The 17,452-nt window shown below is 46.0% G+C and carries 15 protein-coding genes; 11 read left to right on the top strand and 4 right to left on the bottom strand.

Annotated features, from left to right (window positions below; all coding sequences use genetic code 11):
• Positions 1-127: 127 nt before the first annotated feature.
• A complete protein-coding gene (locus ELS82_RS18395; protein WP_134836773.1) occupies positions 128-913 on the top strand; it encodes a hypothetical protein in 786 nt (261 codons plus the stop codon).
• 129 nt (positions 914-1,042) lie between these two features.
• On the opposite strand, the gene ELS82_RS18390 is transcribed toward ELS82_RS18395, so the two are convergent.
• The 3 genes from ELS82_RS18390 to ELS82_RS18380 all read right to left on the bottom strand — a co-directional run bounded on the left by ELS82_RS18390 (position 1,043) and on the right by ELS82_RS18380 (position 4,109).
• Positions 1,043-2,428: a TRAP transporter large permease gene (locus ELS82_RS18390; RefSeq protein WP_134836772.1), complete on the bottom strand. Its 1,386-nt coding sequence runs from the start codon at positions 2,426-2,428 to the stop codon at positions 1,043-1,045.
• Positions 2,418-2,972 carry a TRAP transporter small permease subunit gene (locus ELS82_RS18385; protein WP_134836771.1) on the bottom strand — a complete coding sequence of 185 codons (555 nt, stop codon included), beginning with the start codon at positions 2,970-2,972 and terminating at the stop codon, positions 2,418-2,420. The genes ELS82_RS18390 and ELS82_RS18385 overlap by 11 nt, the downstream gene beginning before the upstream one ends.
• A 63-nt stretch (positions 2,973-3,035) precedes the next feature.
• Entirely contained in the window at positions 3,036-4,109 is a 1,074-nt protein-coding gene (locus ELS82_RS18380) for a TRAP transporter substrate-binding protein (RefSeq protein WP_126572218.1), read from the bottom strand.
• Between the two features lie 212 nt (positions 4,110-4,321).
• On the opposite strand from ELS82_RS18380, the gene ELS82_RS18375 reads away from it, so the two are divergent.
• From ELS82_RS18375 to ELS82_RS18350, 6 genes are all read left to right on the top strand, one after another.
• Entirely contained in the window at positions 4,322-5,704 is a 1,383-nt protein-coding gene (locus ELS82_RS18375) for a cache domain-containing protein (RefSeq protein WP_134836770.1), read from the top strand.
• A complete protein-coding gene (locus ELS82_RS18370) occupies positions 5,701-6,330 on the top strand; it encodes a response regulator (RefSeq protein ID WP_134836769.1) in 630 nt (209 codons plus the stop codon). Before ELS82_RS18375 ends, ELS82_RS18370 begins: the two co-directional genes overlap by 4 nt.
• On the top strand, positions 6,330-7,262 hold the full coding sequence (locus tag ELS82_RS18365; protein ID WP_134836768.1) for a LysR family transcriptional regulator: 933 nt from the start codon (positions 6,330-6,332) through the stop codon (positions 7,260-7,262). The genes ELS82_RS18370 and ELS82_RS18365 overlap by 1 nt, the downstream gene beginning before the upstream one ends.
• 117 nt (positions 7,263-7,379) lie before the next feature.
• Positions 7,380-8,954 carry an acyl CoA:acetate/3-ketoacid CoA transferase gene (locus ELS82_RS18360; protein WP_134836767.1) on the top strand — a complete coding sequence of 525 codons (1,575 nt, stop codon included), beginning with the start codon at positions 7,380-7,382 and terminating at the stop codon, positions 8,952-8,954.
• A gap of 65 nt (positions 8,955-9,019) precedes the next feature.
• Positions 9,020-9,754, top strand: a complete 735-nt coding sequence (locus ELS82_RS18355; RefSeq protein WP_134836766.1) for a beta-ketoacyl-ACP reductase — start codon at positions 9,020-9,022, stop codon at positions 9,752-9,754.
• Position 9,755: 1 nt separating this feature from the next.
• Entirely contained in the window at positions 9,756-10,964 is a 1,209-nt protein-coding gene (locus tag ELS82_RS18350) for an acetyl-CoA C-acetyltransferase (RefSeq protein WP_134836765.1), read from the top strand.
• Between the two features lie 43 nt (positions 10,965-11,007).
• On the opposite strand, the gene ELS82_RS18345 is transcribed toward ELS82_RS18350, so the two are convergent.
• A complete protein-coding gene (locus tag ELS82_RS18345; protein ID WP_167489385.1) occupies positions 11,008-12,258 on the bottom strand; it encodes an SGNH/GDSL hydrolase family protein in 1,251 nt (416 codons plus the stop codon).
• 426 nt (positions 12,259-12,684) lie between these two features.
• Here ELS82_RS18345 and ELS82_RS18340 point away from each other — a divergent pair, with 426 nt between their 5' ends.
• The 4 genes from ELS82_RS18340 to ELS82_RS18325 all read left to right on the top strand — a co-directional run bounded on the left by ELS82_RS18340 (position 12,685) and on the right by ELS82_RS18325 (position 17,239).
• Entirely contained in the window at positions 12,685-14,706 is a 2,022-nt protein-coding gene (locus ELS82_RS18340; protein WP_134836763.1) for a S8 family serine peptidase, read from the top strand.
• A gap of 9 nt (positions 14,707-14,715) precedes the next feature.
• Positions 14,716-15,063, top strand: a complete 348-nt coding sequence (locus ELS82_RS18335) for a S8 family serine peptidase (RefSeq protein ID WP_134836762.1) — start codon at positions 14,716-14,718, stop codon at positions 15,061-15,063.
• A gap of 127 nt (positions 15,064-15,190) precedes the next feature.
• Positions 15,191-16,720, top strand: coding sequence for a phospholipase D family protein (locus tag ELS82_RS18330; RefSeq protein WP_134836761.1), 1,530 nt, complete (start codon positions 15,191-15,193; stop codon positions 16,718-16,720).
• Between the two features lie 99 nt (positions 16,721-16,819).
• Complete coding sequence (locus ELS82_RS18325) at positions 16,820-17,239, top strand: VOC family protein (protein ID WP_004411626.1); 420 nt, start codon at positions 16,820-16,822, stop codon at positions 17,237-17,239.
• Positions 17,240-17,452 lie beyond the last annotated feature (213 nt).

Genomic DNA, 17,452 nt, shown 5'->3' with positions numbered 1-17,452 from the left:
TAATTATTGGTTTTATTTAAATGATTATTTATGGTTAATGTTTTAGTTTTGTTTGATATCAATTTCTATTTGAGTGAATATCACGATTGCATTTGGTTTTACTGAAGCTTAGAGGTTTTTTAGAGTTATGAATCGATATCATAAAGCGGGGATCTGGCTTTGTTTATTGATGGTGATAGCCATCATGATAAGTCAAAGAAACGTAAGTCCGAATTTCTCATTTCCCAAATGCGAAATTGATACACCAGCTGAAATGAGTATTACTTTCTATGTGGATGCGGATATAAAGCGGAAATCGGAATTAAAAGGGAAATTAACAAAAGCTATTCAATTGTCGAACGAAATACTTGGTAACTCTTGCGTGAGCCTGACTCGTAAAATTGAAGAAATTCAGTATATAGAGATTAGTCGCGATCTAGAATCAGCGGCTTCTTTGCACAAGGAGCTTGAAACAATCGTTGGTAAGGACGAAATTGCAGTATTACGTGGTTCACCATTGCACCAATACGTGTTGATACTAAATGAAAACCACAGCTTCACAGCAAATGAGGAGATTTATGGTATTACAATGATGAATATAAACGATAGTTTCGTAATTCTAGATGAGAACTTTCCTTTGGTTGTTTTGGAGCATGAATTAGGACATTTAGGCTGGGCAATGCACGATAGAAAAGAATCAGACGATGCTGAATTTTGGATAAGTGAGCAAGTATTCCCCGAGAACAGATACAAGGTGAAGCCATACGCAGGTGGATTTTTTTGCTCAGGATACGGGACTGTAATGACATATTCAGAAAAAATAATTCCCGCTTACTCTAGCCCGGAAATAACCAATAATGGAGAGGCTTGTGGTAAAGAGGGCTTTGCTGACAACGCAAGAGTCATGAGAGAGTACGCATTGTCCCTACGTTAGATTGGTTTCAGGGCTAGGATGAATAGCATAGCTAAAGGGAGAGGTCTGATCATTTGCCCGCACGCGTAATGCTGAAACAACAAAAAAGCCAGCGACTGACATCGCTGGCTTTCTCTTTAACCGTCGCTATTAACCATATGCGACACTTGGGAACCACAGCACTAGCTGAGGCCACATCACCAAACAGATAAGTGCGGTTAGCTGAATTAAGATAAATGGAATCACGCCGCGGTAAATATCTTTCAGTGCGACACCGTCTGGGCAAACGCCTTTTAAGTAGAACAAGGCAAAGCCAACAGGCGGAGTCAAAAAGCTTGTTTGCAGCGCCATGGCAACCAGCATCACAAACCACACTAAGCTTGGGTTATCGACCACGCCATGACCATCAAGCTCAATGCCGAGACTTGAGATAACAGGCGCTAAAAGCGGTAGGGCGATAAGAGTAATCTCAATCCAATCTAAGAAGAAACCGAGCAAGAACACAATCAGCAAGATAAATGCGATTATGCCGTACGGGCCAAATGGCAAGCTGGTTAGGAATGACTCTATCAGCTCATCGCCGCCTAGCTCACGCAGTACCAAGGCGAAGCAAGATGCGCCAAGGAAGATCATAAAGATATACGCAGTTGTCCCATACGAAGAGAGTAATACCTCTTTAAGCACTTTAAGGTTGAGCTTTTTGTTGTAGGCTGCGAGTAGCGTTGCGCCCATCGCACCAATACCAGAGGCTTCAGTTGGCGTTGCAACACCCGCGAAGATAGAGCCAAGTACACAAAAAATCAGCATGACTGTCGGGGTAATGTCTTTGAACACTTGTAAGATCAAACCCCATTCAACAGGCTGAACATCTTCAGGTACTGGCGCTTTACTTGGGTTCATTTTGCCTACAATCAAGATATACAGAATGTACAAGCTGCCTAGCAATAGTCCGGGCATAATCGCGCCCATAAACAAATCACCAACCGACAAGCCAAGCTGATCGGCCATGATAACCAGCATGATCGATGGCGGCAGAAGAATACCAAGTGTACCCGCAGAGGCGACTGTGCCGAGCGCAAGCGGTAAGTGGTAGCCTTGACGCATCATACTCGGCAGAGACATCACGGTAAGCAGCACAACAGACGCACCGATAATGCCCGTCGAAGCGGCGAGAATAATACCGATCGCCATAACGGTAATCGCTAAACCGCCATGAACCTTACCAAACAGTGCCTGCATTGATGACATCAGCTTCTCAGCAATACCAGACTTATCGAGCATGTTACCCATAAAGATAAACATCGGCAGCGCGATCAAAATCCAGTTATCCATGATCTTATAGATACGGTTAACGACTAAGCCTAAGCTGGTGTAATCCAATCCGGTAAAGGTATCTAAGTAGATATCAGCAAAATAACCAACCGCCGCAAAGACAACCCCAATGCCGCCCAGAACGTAGGCAACAGGAATGCCGGTAAACAGCAGCAAGATAAAAGAGCCAAACATGGCAATGACGATCCACTCATTAGCTTCCATGATGCTCTCCTTGTGATGTGTCGCCTTTAAACAAGGTTTCGATGTTACGTAAGATTCTGGCTACCATCGACAGTAGCAATAGGCAGAAACTCAAAGGGATAACGCTCTTAATTAGCCAGCGATAAGGCAAGCCTGAAGGGGAAGCTGAGCTTTCATTCACGCGCCAAGATTCATAGGCGAAGTCATAGGAATGAAGGATCACTACGACAACAAATGGAATCGCTAACAAAGACAAGCCGAATAGGTCGACTAGGGCTTTTTTGCGCTCTGAAAACTTGTGATAGAAGATATCGACACGAACGTGCAAATTGTTCACTTGCGCATAAGCGGTACCAAACATGACCGCGGTGGCGTAAAGGTGCCATTGCAGCTCTTCTAGTGTGATTTGTCCGTTGGCAAAGACTTTGCGCAGCACGACTTGGGTAATGATCACTAAGACTAAGGCTAGGTTGGTCCACGCGAGAAAGCGGCTAGCACTGGTGATCGCTCGTTCTATATGAAAATAGAGAGGATAAGTGGGGGTAGAATAAAGTACCTTGCTCATTGGCAACTCCTTACAACCAATGGCCGACAATATTGCCGGCCAACAGGTCCAATTCACACAGGGTTATTGATTTTGCGTTTCACGTGGTAAGAATCCATTCGCAGACCAAAGCGCATAACCTTTACGGAACTGGCTTAAGTCATCCCACACCTTGTTGAAGAATGGGTCTTCGGTTTTCTTCTCTTCCACAACTTCAAGCCAGGTATTTTCGAACAGGCTTAGCATTTCTTCGTTCCAGTAACGGATCTCAACACCGTTCTCTTTGGCTTTTTCCATTGCTGAGTATTGAAGCGCTTCACCTTCTGCAATCGAGTAAGTCATGGTTGCCATACAAGTGGTCTCTACTGCCGCTTGTTGTGCATCACTCATCTTGCCCCAAGTATCTTTGTTGATTAGCAGCTCAAAGACGGTCGACTGTTGGTGCCAACCAGGGAAGTAGTTGTACTTCGCCACTTTGTGGAAGCCCAAACGCTGGTCGATAGCTGGTTGAGAGAACTCAGAAGCATCAATCGCGCCTTTCTCAAGTGCGCCAAAGATTTCGCCACCCGGTAGCTGAACCGTACCTACGCCGAGTTTTTCCATAACGGAAGCACCAAGGCCAAAGAAGCGCATGTTGAGGCCTTTAAGATCTTCAGGCTTTTCGATTGGTTTACGGAACCAGCCAGAGGTTTCAGGCGAAATGATTGCACAAGGGACCACTTTTACGTTGTAGCCACCTTCGTCATACATTTGTTGGTACAGCTTCAAACCGTTACCAAAGAATAGCCACGCCATGTATTCACCCGCTTCTGGTCCAAAAGGAACCGCAGAGAATAGGGCAGATGCAGGTAACTTACCTTGCCAGTAGCCAGCCGTTGAATAACCGGAGTTCACCTTACCAGTTGATACCGCATCAAGGATCTCGGCTGGGCTAACCAGTTTACCCGGCTCGTAGATTTTCATTTTGATGGTGCCACCAGAAGTCTTGGTGATGTGGTCGGCGTACCATTGAATCGGTGTACCTAATGCAGGTAAGTGGCTACCGAAAGCGATAGGGGTCTTAAGTAGTATCTTCTTGTCAGCGGCATGAGCCGAAACTGATAGACCCGTAGCAGCGATAGCAAGCGCAGAGGCAATGGCAGCTTTCTTAAGGTTCATGGTGTTCTCCTTGTTTGGCTATGTTCCATGTCGATCTTGGTAAATGTGAACGCCGCGTATTTATTTGTGTTAATGCGATGTTACATTTGACGCTAAGTGTAGATAGGAGATTTATTGCGCTCTATTGGCAAAATTGCGCAAATTTAATCCGTAGAAAAGGCAATTTTCCGCACGATCTTTCAGTAAAACTACGTACTCGCATGGATGGGAATATGGGATTTGTAAGCAACCGACGACTGATGGTAAACATAATATTGTTGTCGATCGTGCCACTTATTATTGTGGTCTCGATTGTTGCGAGCATTCTATTTAGTCAGGCAAAACAACTAGTTGAAGATCAGGTGTCACTGACAAGAAACAATGTGCTGGCGGTGAAAAAGCAAGAATTAAAGCAGTACGTAGAAATGGCAGTCAAAAGTATCGAGCCTTACTACTCAGATGAATCCTTAACCCCAGAGCTTGCGAAGCAAATTGTTATCGAAAAATTGAGCCAGCTCACGTATGGCAGCGACGGATACTTCTTTGCTTATACGTGGGAGGGTGATGCGTTGGTGCTGCCATATCAAAAAGATCGCATAGGAAAGAATTGGTGGCATGTAGAAGATGTCCAAGGCAAAAAACTACTCCAAGAATTGATTCAAGCAGGTAGAGAAGGTGGCGGTTTTGTTGACTATCTTTGGCATAAACCTTCAAAAAAAGAGCCGCTGCCGAAGCTGAGCTACGCAATCTCATTAGATAAATGGCAGTGGATGGTGGGTACCGGAGTCTACCTTGATGATATTGAGCGCCAAGTCGACCATATGGAGAGTGGCTTTGATCAGAATATTGGCAAAACCAGTACCGCATTGTTTGGGCTGATGTTTGTCGCAGTGACTGTTATTGCAGGGCTGGGCGCTTCGCTCAACCTGAATGTTAGGCGTTTAGCCAACCAACAACTGAGTGTGTTGAATCAGCAGATCATCGACTCGCAAGAGAACGAACGTCGCCGCGTATCAAGAGAGCTGCATGATGGCGTTAACCAACTGTTGGTCGCGGCCAAGTATCGCTTAGACAATGTCACTAAAGAGCAAGATGAAGAGAAGAAACGGTTTGAGCTAGATGCGAGTAAGAACGCGATGGAACACGCCATTGTCGAGGTTCGTCGGATTTCACGTGATTTACGACCGCCGCAATTGGATGATTTGGGGTTGGTCGCAGGTATTGAAACCTATATCAATGAATTGAGAGATCGAGTTCAAATGGAGTTGGTATTTGAGCATGATATAGACGGGCTTGAGTTTTTACCGCAAGTGGAAACGACACTTTATCGAGTAGTGCAAGAAGCACTGCACAATGTGGAAAAACACGCCAATGCTCAAGGTGTGGATGTGATTATGCAGCGTGAAGGACACATGCTGATCTTAACCATTAGCGATGATGGTGTTGGTATTCCTGCAAAGCAGTTGAAGTCGAAGAACAGCAGTGCGCATTTTGAGCATATGGGGCTGCAAAATATGAAAGAACGGATTCAAGCGATTGGCGGAACGTTTAGCGTCACCAGTGAACAGGGTGAAGGAACGGAAGTACGCGTGAGCTTAAACATGGAGTTTGTATGATTAGATTGATATTGGCGGATGACCACCGCCTAATGCAAGACGGGCTAAAATCACGATTAGAGCGTGAAGATAACTTAGATATTATCGCGTGTGTCGGTACGGGCACTGAAGCCTTAGAAGCAACACTGGAATTAAAACCCGATGTACTGCTGCTCGACATCAACATGCCCAACCTTAATGGGATTGAAGTGTTGGAACAGTTAGCGAAAACCAGCTCTGCCACGTCAGTCATTATGCTCTCGATGCATGATAGTCGCGACTATGTGGTTCGTTCGGTCAAAGCTGGCGCTAAAGGTTATGTGCTAAAAGATGTCGGTTCAGAAGAGCTGGTTATGGCGATTAACCAAGTCGCGCAAGGTCGCTCTTATTTGTGCCCCCAAGCCTCCGATCGTTTGCTTGAGCAGATCAACGAAGCGCCAGAAGAAAAGGATGACACCTTATCTAAGCGTGAGTCAGATGTTCTAAAGGCGATTGCGAATGGCGCATGCAATAAAGAGATCGCCAATTCGCTGCACATCAGCGTTCGTACTGTTGAGACTCACCGCTTAAGAATCAAGAAGAAGCTTGGCGCAACGTCAACCGCAGCGCTGGTTAAGCTGGCATTACAAAAGGGCTTGGTGACCTAATGTCTAAGAATCTGCTCTCTAGCCGACAACCCATCCTCGATAAAATCGTCTTCTTTTGCGCGGTGGTGCGAAGTGGTTCGTTTCGAGAAGCGTCAACCCAGCAAGGGTTATCACCCGCTGCCGGAAGCCGTTGGGTAAAAGAGCTAGAAGAGGCTTTGTCTGTCGAGTTGATTAAGCGCAGCACGCGCCAATTGGTGGCGACCCAAGCAGGCCAGTTGCTCTATGATCGATTTTCGCCGCTTTTGCCAGATATCAATAGTCTGTGTGAAGAGGTACAAAACTTAGCAGAAGAGCAACAAGGCGAAATCCGAATCTCATCCACACCGCTGTTTGCGCGTCAGTATCTGACCAAGATTGTCGCTGAATATATGCAAAAGCACCCTAAGGTTAACTTTCGTATCTTCATTGAAGCAGGCGAGTTTGATCCGCTAACCATCGACTTTGCCTTTCGAGCCAGTGCCAGTTATGAAGGCGAGCGTGACATCGACTCCTTATTAGTCAGAAAGCGCCTGTTGCGCGAAACGCTCTATTTATGTGCGTCGCCGGAGTACATCAAACAATACGGTGAGCCAGTTAATCCGGAGCAGCTTAAACAGCACCGCTGTCTTTACGCGAAAACCTTACTCAGCGGTAATCGTTGGTGTTTTGAGCATCAAGGGGAGTCTGAGATCGTCACCATTCAAGACACGTTAGAGTGTGATAATAGTGAAATGTTGCTCGATTTAACGTTAGAGCATGCTGGTGTTGCTTACTTACCCCATTCACTTGTCCATTCTGCACTGGAGTCTGGTGAGCTTTGCCAAATTATGGCCAACTATCAATGCGCCAGTTTCGATGTTGATATGTTCTACCGTCCTCGCTCGCCAATGCCTGAGCGCTGTAGTGGCTTCAAGCAGTACCTCGTTGAACGCGTTGCAGCACTGAACGTCTGATTTATTGCGATTGTTCCTATTATGAAATTCACAATCTACATTTGTGCAATTAACATTCAGCACATCTGCGACTAAGCTGCATTAAGAACGAATAACAAGCAATCAAGGAAGAGTGCAGTGGTAGCTAAGTTAACGCCGGATCAGGCAGCAAATTGGATTAATGATGGTGATGCCGTTCTACTCGGTGGATTTATTGGCAGCGTGGTTCCCGAAGCGATAGAGCGAGCGATTGGTGAGCGCTTTAGCCAGACTCAAACTCCCCGTGATTTAACGTTGATATTTGCCGCAGGCCAAGGCGATGGCAAAGGGCGAGCGATCAATCATTTAGCCCATCAAGGGATAGTAAAGTGCGCCATTGGTGGTCATTGGGGGTTGGTACCTAAACTGCAGCAACTGGCGAATGATAATCTCATCCAAGGTTACAATCTTCCGCAAGGCATCATCTCTCATCTTCTTAGAGACACTGCAGCTGGCAAGCTTGGTACGCTGAGCAAAGTTGGCTTAGGCACGTTTGTCGATCCGCGCATTGAGGGCGGAAAAATCAATGCTGTCACCGATAAAGAGTGGGTTGAAGTTGTAGAGCTGCTAGGTGAAGAGCACCTGTTTTACCACAAGCTACCCGTAACTGTAGCTGTCTTGCGCGGTACAACCGCAGACCAAGATGGCAACATTACCATGGAAGATGAGTGCTTAACGGTGGAAAGCCTAGCTGCGGCACAGGCTGCGAAGAATAATGGCGGCCGAGTGATAGTGCAAGTTAAGCAGGTTGTTGAAAGCGGTACGCTAGACCCACATGCCGTCAAGATACCGGGTATTTTCGTTGATGCCGTTGTCGAGTGTGAAGACATTCAAGAGCATATGCAGACCTTTGCGACGGTGATGAATCCTGAGTTTGTTGGTATTGCAGTGAGTGACGCTGTCACTAAAGCAACTACACAAGAGCGAACATCACTGAATGCCAAAACCCTAATTGCGCGCAGAGCAGCGATGGAACTCGAAGCGGGGTCGATTCTTAATTTGGGTATTGGCGCGCCAGAGTACATTGCTGAAGTGGCTCGTGAAGCAGGTGTGTTAGACGAGTTTATTTTAACGGTTGAGCCCGGTGCGATTGGCGGCACGCCGCAAAGTGGCCTCGATTTTGGTGCTTCTCGCTTACCTCAAGCCATTATCTGTCAAGATCAGATGTTTGATTTCTATGACGGTGGCGGCGTTGATCAAGCTTTTCTCGGTTTGGCTCAGTGTGATGTGGAAGGTGATATCAATGTCTCGCGTTTTGGTAGCAAAATTGCTGGCTGTGGCGGGTTTATCAACATCACCCAAAACGCAAAACAAGTGGTGTTCTGCGGCACGTTTACCGCGCAAGGATTGCAGCTCGAAGTCCAAAACGGTCAGTTAGAGATCGTTACTGAAGGGAAGCAGCAAAAATTCATCAGCCACGTTGAACAAATAACCTTCAGCGCTAAGCAAGCGCTGAACAAAGGCACACCAGTACTCTACGTTACCGAGCGAGCGGTGTTTCGCTTGACCAAGCAGGGCCTTGAACTGATTGAAATTGCCCCTGGGATAGATCTACACAAAGATGTGCTGGACCAAATGGCCTTTGCGCCTGTCATCAGCTCGTCATTAAAGGTTATGGATAACGCCATATACCAGTCTAATTTTGAACTTACTATTAACAGAGACACTGACTAGGTGTCCGTCAAATACTCATAACTTGTCAGTTTAGTGAAGCAGTCATACACAAAAAGGATAGAGAAATGTTTGAGAATAAAGTGTGCATCATTACTGGTGCAGCTCAAGGAATAGGTAAAGCGATTGTTGAACGATTTGCTAGCCAAGGTGCGTTGATGGTTTACGCCTTAGATATGAATGAGCAAGCACTGAGTGCTGCTTATGAGGGCGTTAATAACGTCACATCAGTCGTGATGAACATTTGCGATCGCCAAGCGGTATCTGAGCTGGTGGAGCAGGTTCAAGCTGAATTTAGCCGCATCGATGTCTTGGTGAATAATGCAGGCATTACCCGTGACGCTCTCATAGAGAAAATGACAGAAGATGAGTGGGATGCGGTGATCAACGTCAATCTAAAAGGGGTCTTTAATCTCACACAAGCCATTGCGCCAATCATGATGGAGAACAACGCAGGCTCAATCGTAACCATGTCTTCGGTGGTAGGAACGGACGGCAATATCGGCCAAAGTAACTACGCTGCGACCAAAGGTGGTGTGATTGCGATGACGAAAGGCTGGGCTAAAGAGTTTGCCCGCAAAGGTGCTCAGGTGCGCGTAAACTGTGTGGCTCCGGGGTTTGTCGCAACGCCAATGACTGAGAATTTGCCGGAAAAAGTGCTCGATTTAATGAGAGCTAAAACGCCACTAGGCAGAATGGGCACGCCCGAAGATATTACCAATGGGGTTGAGTTTTTAGCCAGCGATAAGGCGAGCTTTATTACTGGCCAAGTGCTCAAGATCGACGGTGGACTGGTGCTTTAAGATGACTCAAAAAGTATATATTGTCGCGGCAAAGCGAACCGCAATTGGCTCTTTTCTTGGCAGTTTAAGTTCTGTTTCTGCGGTCGAACTGGGCGCAGAAGCCATTAAAGCTGCGCTTAAACAAGCCAATGTCGAACCGGATTGGGTTGATGAAGTTATCGCAGGTAATGTGCTGGGCGCAGGACAAGGTCAAGGGGTGGGCAGACAAGCGTCGATTCATGCTGGCATACCGGCAACGGTGCCTGCTTATACGCTGAATATGATTTGTGGCAGCGGTATGAAAACTGTGCTCAATGGTATTAATGCGATTAAGTCCGGTGATGCGAATCTGGTGGTCGCAGCAGGTATGGAAAGCATGAGTAATGCCCCGTTTGTGATGAGTGGAAAATCTCGCCAAGGCAACAAATTAGGCGATATGGCGATGGTTGACTCGCTACTCAAAGATGGCCTCACTGATGCATTTGGTGATTTTCATATGGGGATCACCGCAGAGAACGTCGCCAAACGGTACCAGATTAGCCGCGAGGAACAAGATCAGTTTGCGCTAACAAGCCAACATAGAGCTCAAACGGCGATAGAGCAGCAGCGTTTTGAAGATGAAATCGTTCCGATCAGTATCAAGACTCGAAAAGATGTGTCTGAGTTTGCGGTTGATGAGCACCCAAGGTTCGATGCATCACTGGAAGCATTGGCAAGTCTGAAGCCTGCGTTTGAACGTTCTGGCAGTGTCACTGCGGGCAACGCGTCAGGCATCAATGATGGTGCGGTGGCGTTAATCTTAGCCAGTGAACAAGCGGTAGAACAATATCAGTTAATCCCGCTAGTTGAGGTGCTGGCGACAGGGCAAGGTGGCGTTGAACCTGATGTGATGGGTTTAGGTCCGATTCCAGCAGTTGGGCAAGCACTTGAACGTTCAGGGCTGACGTTGGGTGACATTGAACGCTTAGAGCTCAATGAAGCTTTTGCCGCACAAGCATTAGGTGTCATTAAAGGCTTAGCTAAGCAGCATCAATTGTCAGAAAACTGGTTTGCTGACAGGACCAACGTTAATGGCGGAGCAATTGCGCTTGGGCATCCGATAGGGGCTTCCGGAGGGCGAATCCTCACTAGCTTGATTTACGAACTTATTCGCTCAAAGACTCAGCTAGGTTTAGCCTCTTTGTGTATTGGTGGCGGAATGGGTACGGCGATCATCATCAGACGAGTTTAATAAAAAGGCGAGCTAGTTAGCTCGCCTTTTTTAATCGCTGATATTAGAAAGGATGATTAGAAAGTTGATTGCTGCTTTCTAGCATCTTCTCTGCAACGTATCGATGTGTCGCGGTCGTAGGGTGGGTTACATCCCAGAATACGAACTTCTCAGAACCTTCATAAGCACATTCAGAGCGTAGTGAATGGTTGTAGAGATAATCAGCCGCAGACGAACGGTTAATGTCTAAACATGCTTCACTCGCGTTAACAAAGCCATGTTCTTGCGGTGCAGAGGTTAACTCTTCAAACAAGGCATGAGTGTCGTACAAGGTGATGGTGTAGCCTTGAGCAATATAGTAATCGACTTGCGATTTAATGAAGGCGTTCATCTCAACGATCTTCGCTCGGATCGCATCAATTTCCTCTTGGGTCGAATATTTAAACTGCGGAGCTCGCGTCGCATCCGGCAACGTCATCAAGAGCAAATTAGTCGCTCCTGCATCCGTTAGACGAATTAAAGCTTCGGCATAATCAGACTTCACTTCGGCTACACTACGGCCGTAGTTCATAAAATCGTTTAAGCCGAATTCTAATGTGAAGAGGGTGTTTTCTGGTCGGTAGTTCTTAGCTAACTTAGCGTAAGTTAAGTAAGAAGACACTTGATCACCAACCCCAGTTAGAGCGATGTATTGGTTTTCACCTGCAGCGCCGCCAACCGCCCAGTTGTACAGAGGCAGTCCTTTGGCTTTAGCGATGTACTCTGTCCAAACAAATCCGTTAGAGAAATGACCTAAGAACCAGCTATTTGGATTAGGGAAGCGCCACTGCGAGGCATTAAAGATGTTACCTGTGTCAGAGAGGCTATCACCAAATGCGACCACTTTATTGATCTGCGATGGCTGCATCACAGGGTCATTGCTCCAAATTGTATGGTTGTAGGAGAAACGGTTATCAGCAGCAAAGAAGGTAATATCAGCGTTGTCGTTAGCAAGATCTAAGGTTTGCTCACAGCGCTGCTGAATAACACTTTGTGGTGTGTCGGTATAAAACATGTTTTTGAAAGAGACGGCACTCCACCAATACCCATCAATAGTGAAGTAACTACCATCAGGGTTTTCGGCCCATTCCCAGTCTGTCGCAGGCTCATCTATAGAGTAACTGGTCCGGTACCAACAACGTACATAAGTATAGGTTTGATTGCTTCTCGCGCTCTCAACTTGTGCAGAGCTAACCATTTCTGGAGAGACGGAGGTTTCTGATGCGGTTGCAGTGAGTGGCAGCAAAGCACTCAATAAAATCATTGTTCTATTCATAATAGTCTCGTTATCAGTCGCAATAAATGAGAAGTTCTCTCATCTAAAGGCCAGTTTCTGACTAAATACTCTAATATGTCAAATATCCATAGACTGAATATTTCATCTTTGGGTTGAAGATCTACTTTCAATAGATTTAGTAAATATCAATAATCCCTCTCATTTAGAATATTTACTCAATTATGATAAGTAATGATGCAGTGCATTTGTTATTAAGTGATTGCTTTATAAGGAAAATATTAGTTAATTAGTGTTAACGGAAAGTGTTGCTTTGAAGATCTTTTGTTCAAATTTATCCATTCAGGATGTAAATGTGTTGGCATTTTGAGGCTGTGAATTATAGCTATGCAGGTCACTCAGATTTGCACTAAGTGACTATTAATTAACATTTAGTGAATAAAATTGTCTCAAAAGGAATAAGGCAAAATGCATCACACATCAAAAATAACAAAAGGCCTGCTATCAACGACTGCAGTCGCAGCAGCGCTAGTACTACCAACGTCAACGTACGCTTCTTTAACTGGGTTCGATGAATCGAATCTGCCGACGAAATATATAGTCAAGTTTAAAGAAGATTCATCAACGCCTTCCACATTGGCGAACAGTCGCTTCTTTGGACCGCGTATTGTGCAAGAGTCGGTATTGGAACAACTCGATGCCAATCAAGTCGAAAAGTTAGGTGACCAATCAATCTACAGTATTGAAATCGACAACTCGAAATTGAACCAACTCAGTAACCGTAGCGACGTGGAATACGTGGAGGTCGATCCGCCTCGCTATCTACTTAGTGAAACAGTTCCGTGGGGTTATACCGCTGTGAATGCTCAGCTACTGGATGATAGCAATGCAGGCAATCGCACGGTGTGTATTATCGACTCGGGTTACGACTTAGCGCATAACGACCTAAGTGGTAACCGAGTTGACGGGACCAATGATAGCGGTACGGGTTCTTGGAGTTCTCCTGGTAACAACAATGCGCATGGCACTCACGTGGCGGGAACCATTGCAGCGATTGCGAATACCGAAGGCATTAAGGGGGTAATGCCAAATCAAAATGTAAACCTGCATATTGTCAAAGTGTTCAACGAAGCGGGTTGGGGGTACTCATCAAGCTTAGTGAAAGCGATTCAAACCTGTGCAGACAATGGCGCGAACGTAGTGAACATGAGCTTAGGTGGTAGCCAATCAAGCGTTACTGAGCAAAATGCACTTAAGCGCATTTACGATCAAGGCGTGCTGCTAATTGCTGCAGCAGGTAATGATGGTAATACCGCACACAGCTATCCTGCCTCTTACGATTCCGTAATGTCAGTAGCAGCAACGGATACCAATAACGACCATGCGGCGTTTTCACAAGCAACGGATCAGGTCGAAATCTCTGGGCCGGGTGTGGCGATTCTTTCTACGGTAACCGTCGGAGAAGGCAAATTGTCTGACATCTACCTTGATGGTGTGAGTCAGTTTGAACGTGGCGTTGTACCTCACAACCGATTGGTACAGAGAAGTGGTAGCTACACTCCAGAACCTGTTGCGGGTTCGTTTACGGGTGTACTGGCAAGTTGTGATGCTTCAAGTGGCAGCTTTGTCTGTGAAGATATGACCAACAAAATCTGTTTAGTTGAGCGAATCGGTAACCAAGGTTCAGGGAGCTATCCTGAAATTGATGCCGTGCAAGCGTGTTACGATGCTGGCGCAAGTGCGACTGTGGTATACAGTAATTCTGAATTACCTGGACTGCAGAATCCTTTCTTAGTCGATCAAAATGATACGGCGCGTATGGTGTCTGTCACTGTTGATCGCCAATTTGGTCAAGAGCTACAGGCTTATATCGGTCAAGAGATCACGGTCTCTACCGAGCTAGGAAAAGACTACGAATATTACAACGGTACTTCAATGGCAACGCCGCATGTAACGGGTGTGGCTGGCTTAGTATGGAGCTACTACCCAAGCTGTACCGCGAGCCAAATTCGTAACGCATTAACCAAAACTGCTACAGATATTGATGTTGCAGGCCGAGATAACCGAACCGGTTATGGTCTGGTCAATGCTGACGCAGCAAAAGAGTACCTTGCACAAGGGTGTGAAGGCTCGGGCGGCACTGATACGAATGCCTACGTCAATGAGACACGCGAATCAATCCCAGACAACAATGCGAAAGGCGTGACTAGCGGCCTTAATGCCGATCGTTCAGGGGATTCAGGCGTTGTTACCGTTGACCTTGATATCAGCCATACCTACATCGGTGATCTTAGAGTAACGCTAACGTCCCCTGACGGTGGTCAAGTAGTGCTACATGACTATTCGGGTGGCAGTCGCAACGATATCCAAACCAGTTATCAAGTTGATTTCTCTGGGTTTGATTCATTTGGCGTTTGGGAACTAAAAGTAGTCGACAGTGCCAGAAGAGATGTAGGTACTTTAAACCGATGGTCATTGACGTTTCCGTAAGGAGTGACAGTGAATAACAAAACGATACTCACACTATTATCGCTGCTACTTGTTCCAACGATTGGGTTTGCGAGTAGTAATGTGGCAGCAGCAAACAATCAAGGGTTTCCTCTGATAGATACTCGTCTTGAACTTGCTGACCAGCAAAGTGCACGTTATTTTGTGAAATACAAGCAAGGTAAAGAGCAACAGGTGAGGGAGTTGCTATTAGCGAGCGGTTTAGAGGTGGTCGAAACGTTAGACAATGAGCAAGTTTTGGTTGTGACCGGAGCGAGTGAAAGCGTTGAAGCGCTCAATGACAACCCTGCCGTTGAGTACACCGAACAGGAACCAATAAGGAAATTGTTGAGTCCGTAACAGCATAAGGCGAACCAAGTGTTCGCCTTTTTCTTTGTTTATCAGGTGTTTTCGAATTTGCAATGTGCTGTTTGAGCAGTCTTAGTTTAGTATTGAACTTAGTAGATAAGCACATGGAATTGATTTAATGCCTAATCTTAAGCGTAGCGCTGTTATTGCTCTTGCTGTTCTCTCCCTTGCTGGCTGTGGCTCTTTGCCAGAACAAGTGGTTCACTCAAACGAACCTGTGATCTTTGCAACCAGCACCTTGTCTCAACTCAGTGCGAAGTCTGAACTGAGTGATGTTAGTGAAACCGAAAGTGCAGTGGTGCTGCAAGAGAGTGGTTGGGATGCGCTTGCTCAAAGGCTCGCTTTAGTCGAGCTGGCGGAGCACACCATTGATATTCAATACTATATTTGGAACTCAGATGTATCGGGGTTGTACCTCGCCAATCGCTTGTACGCTGCTGCGGATCGCGGGGTTAAAGTTCGTGTGATGCTGGATGACATTAACCTCAATGAGCGTGAAGATTTGCTCACGGCGCTGGATGCCCACCCCAATATCGAAATCCGGGTGTTTAATCCAATCCCAACAAGGCGCGGCGTGACTAAATGGTTGAACTTCTTAGGTGACTTTTCTCGCTTAAATCGTCGTATGCACAATAAGTCATTCACAGTCGATGGGGCATATTCAATTGTCGGTGGCCGAAACATTGGCGACGAGTACTTTGATCTTTCCGAGCAGATTAACTTTAAAGATCGAGATGTATTAGTTAGTGGTGATGTCGTAAGTGATATACAGTCTGGGTTTGTTGAATACTGGAACAGCCGTTGGGCGTACCCAGTAGAGCTGTTAGGGGGCGAGGTTGATACTTCGTTGCCTACCTCAGATCAAATAGCCAAACCGAGTTATACAAGCTACCCATCGTTACCAGACAACCCATCCGATGCATCACGCTTGTTGACCGACGTAATGCAAGGGGCGCACTGGGTAGACGCAAGCTATGTTTATGATGAGCCTATCCCAGCAGAGGTCAGTGATACCGATACACCAAAGCGCACTGCGCAGTACTTGTCTGAGTTAGTCGATAGCGCAACGGATAGCGTTATTATGGAATCTGCCTATTTGGTGTTTGATGACAGTCAGCTAGAAGAGTGGCAAAATCTTGAGCAAACTGGCGTTGATGTTAAAGCGCTGACCAACTCAATGGCATCTAACGATCTTGTGACTAACCATTCTGCGTATGCGGGCCGCAGGCAAGATATGCTGGAGCATGGCATTGACCTGTATGAACTCAAACCTGACAGCGAGCTGTGTGTAGAGTCGACAAAAGATAGCACTAAATGTGCGCCGTCTGTTGCTTATGGGCTTCACACTAAGTCACTTGTGATTGATGATCGTATTGCCTCTATTGGTTCGTTTAACTTTAACCTGCGCTCAACCTATCTGAATACCGAGTCGATCCTTGTGATTAATGATCAAGAGGTTGCTAAGGCACTTAATGAGAAGATGGAACAAGCTCTGACCGATGACAACAGTTGGCGCTTGGAACTTAAAGATGGCGACGTCTATTGGCTATCAGGGGACAGTGAATGGGACAAGGAGCCTGAAACAGGAAAATGGCGTCGGATGCAGTCTGGATTCCTACAATTATTGCCGATTGAAAAATATCTATAAAAAATTGAAATTAGCCCTTTACCTCAACTTAACTTGAGGTATTAGCATGTTCTCAGTTGCTTAAAACGAATCAAAAATGAATAACCTAAGGAGAGCGTTATGATTCAACTAGAACATGTAAATTTGGTCGTAAAAGATATTCCAGAAATGCTCAAATTCTATCAAGCGGCGTTTCCACATTGGTACGTGCGTGATGAAGGCCAAGGTGAGTGGTCTGGTAAGCCTCGTAACTGGCTCCATTTTGGTGATGAATACCAATACATTGCGCTCAGTGACCACGGCGAAGGCGAAAATAGATATTTAGCAGGGCATCAAGTCGGACTCGCGCATTTTGCTTACGTGACAAACAACATCGACTCAGTCATTGAAAGGTTAGTAGAGGCAGGGTTCCCAATTGCGAAAGATGGCGCAGAAGAGCCTTATCGCAAGAATGTTTACTTCGTCGACCCAGCAGGGTTTGAAATTGAGTTTGTCGAGTATCTAACCGATGATCCTAAAAAGCGCAATATGACCGTGTAGATAAGAACAATATAGATAATGGTACGAGCTACCGTAGGGATAACTAAAACGCCTCTCAGATGAGATAATGCCGATCGGTTTAGAGACTTGAATGATCTTCGGGACGTATGATAATCCCCACTAACAAAGTTAGTGGGGATTTTTTATGTTGGCTCAAGAATTAGTACTGGCTCATGAAACGATTGAAGATGCTACAGACTATGAGTCTGTCGT

The sequence above is a fragment of the Vibrio ouci genome, assembly GCF_004551525.1.
In the GTDB taxonomy this organism is placed as follows: Bacteria; Pseudomonadota; Gammaproteobacteria; order Enterobacterales; family Vibrionaceae; genus Vibrio; species Vibrio ouci.
The sequence above is the reverse complement of the archived record's forward strand: the minus strand, read 5'-3'. Positions and strand labels throughout refer to the sequence as shown.

Bases quoted from the DNA above. Each gene is read 5' to 3' on its own strand.
- ELS82_RS18395 (WP_134836773.1), top strand. From the start codon at position 128: ATGAATCGATATCATAAAGCGGGGATCTGGCTTTGTTTATTGATGGTG.
- ELS82_RS18390 (WP_134836772.1), bottom strand. From the start codon at position 2,428: ATGGAAGCTAATGAGTGGATCGTCATTGCCATGTTTGGCTCTTTTATC.
- ELS82_RS18385 (WP_134836771.1), bottom strand. From the start codon at position 2,972: ATGAGCAAGGTACTTTATTCTACCCCCACTTATCCTCTCTATTTTCAT.
- ELS82_RS18380 (WP_126572218.1), bottom strand. From the start codon at position 4,109: ATGAACCTTAAGAAAGCTGCCATTGCCTCTGCGCTTGCTATCGCTGCT.
- ELS82_RS18375 (WP_134836770.1), top strand. From the start codon at position 4,322: ATGGGATTTGTAAGCAACCGACGACTGATGGTAAACATAATATTGTTG.
- ELS82_RS18370 (WP_134836769.1), top strand. From the start codon at position 5,701: ATGATTAGATTGATATTGGCGGATGACCACCGCCTAATGCAAGACGGG.
- ELS82_RS18365 (WP_134836768.1), top strand. From the start codon at position 6,330: ATGTCTAAGAATCTGCTCTCTAGCCGACAACCCATCCTCGATAAAATC.
- ELS82_RS18355 (WP_134836766.1), top strand. From the start codon at position 9,020: ATGTTTGAGAATAAAGTGTGCATCATTACTGGTGCAGCTCAAGGAATA.
- ELS82_RS18350 (WP_134836765.1), top strand. From the start codon at position 9,756: ATGACTCAAAAAGTATATATTGTCGCGGCAAAGCGAACCGCAATTGGC.
- ELS82_RS18345 (WP_167489385.1), bottom strand. From the start codon at position 12,258: ATGAATAGAACAATGATTTTATTGAGTGCTTTGCTGCCACTCACTGCA.
- ELS82_RS18340 (WP_134836763.1), top strand. From the start codon at position 12,685: ATGCATCACACATCAAAAATAACAAAAGGCCTGCTATCAACGACTGCA.
- ELS82_RS18330 (WP_134836761.1), top strand. From the start codon at position 15,191: ATGCCTAATCTTAAGCGTAGCGCTGTTATTGCTCTTGCTGTTCTCTCC.
- ELS82_RS18325 (WP_004411626.1), top strand. From the start codon at position 16,820: ATGATTCAACTAGAACATGTAAATTTGGTCGTAAAAGATATTCCAGAA.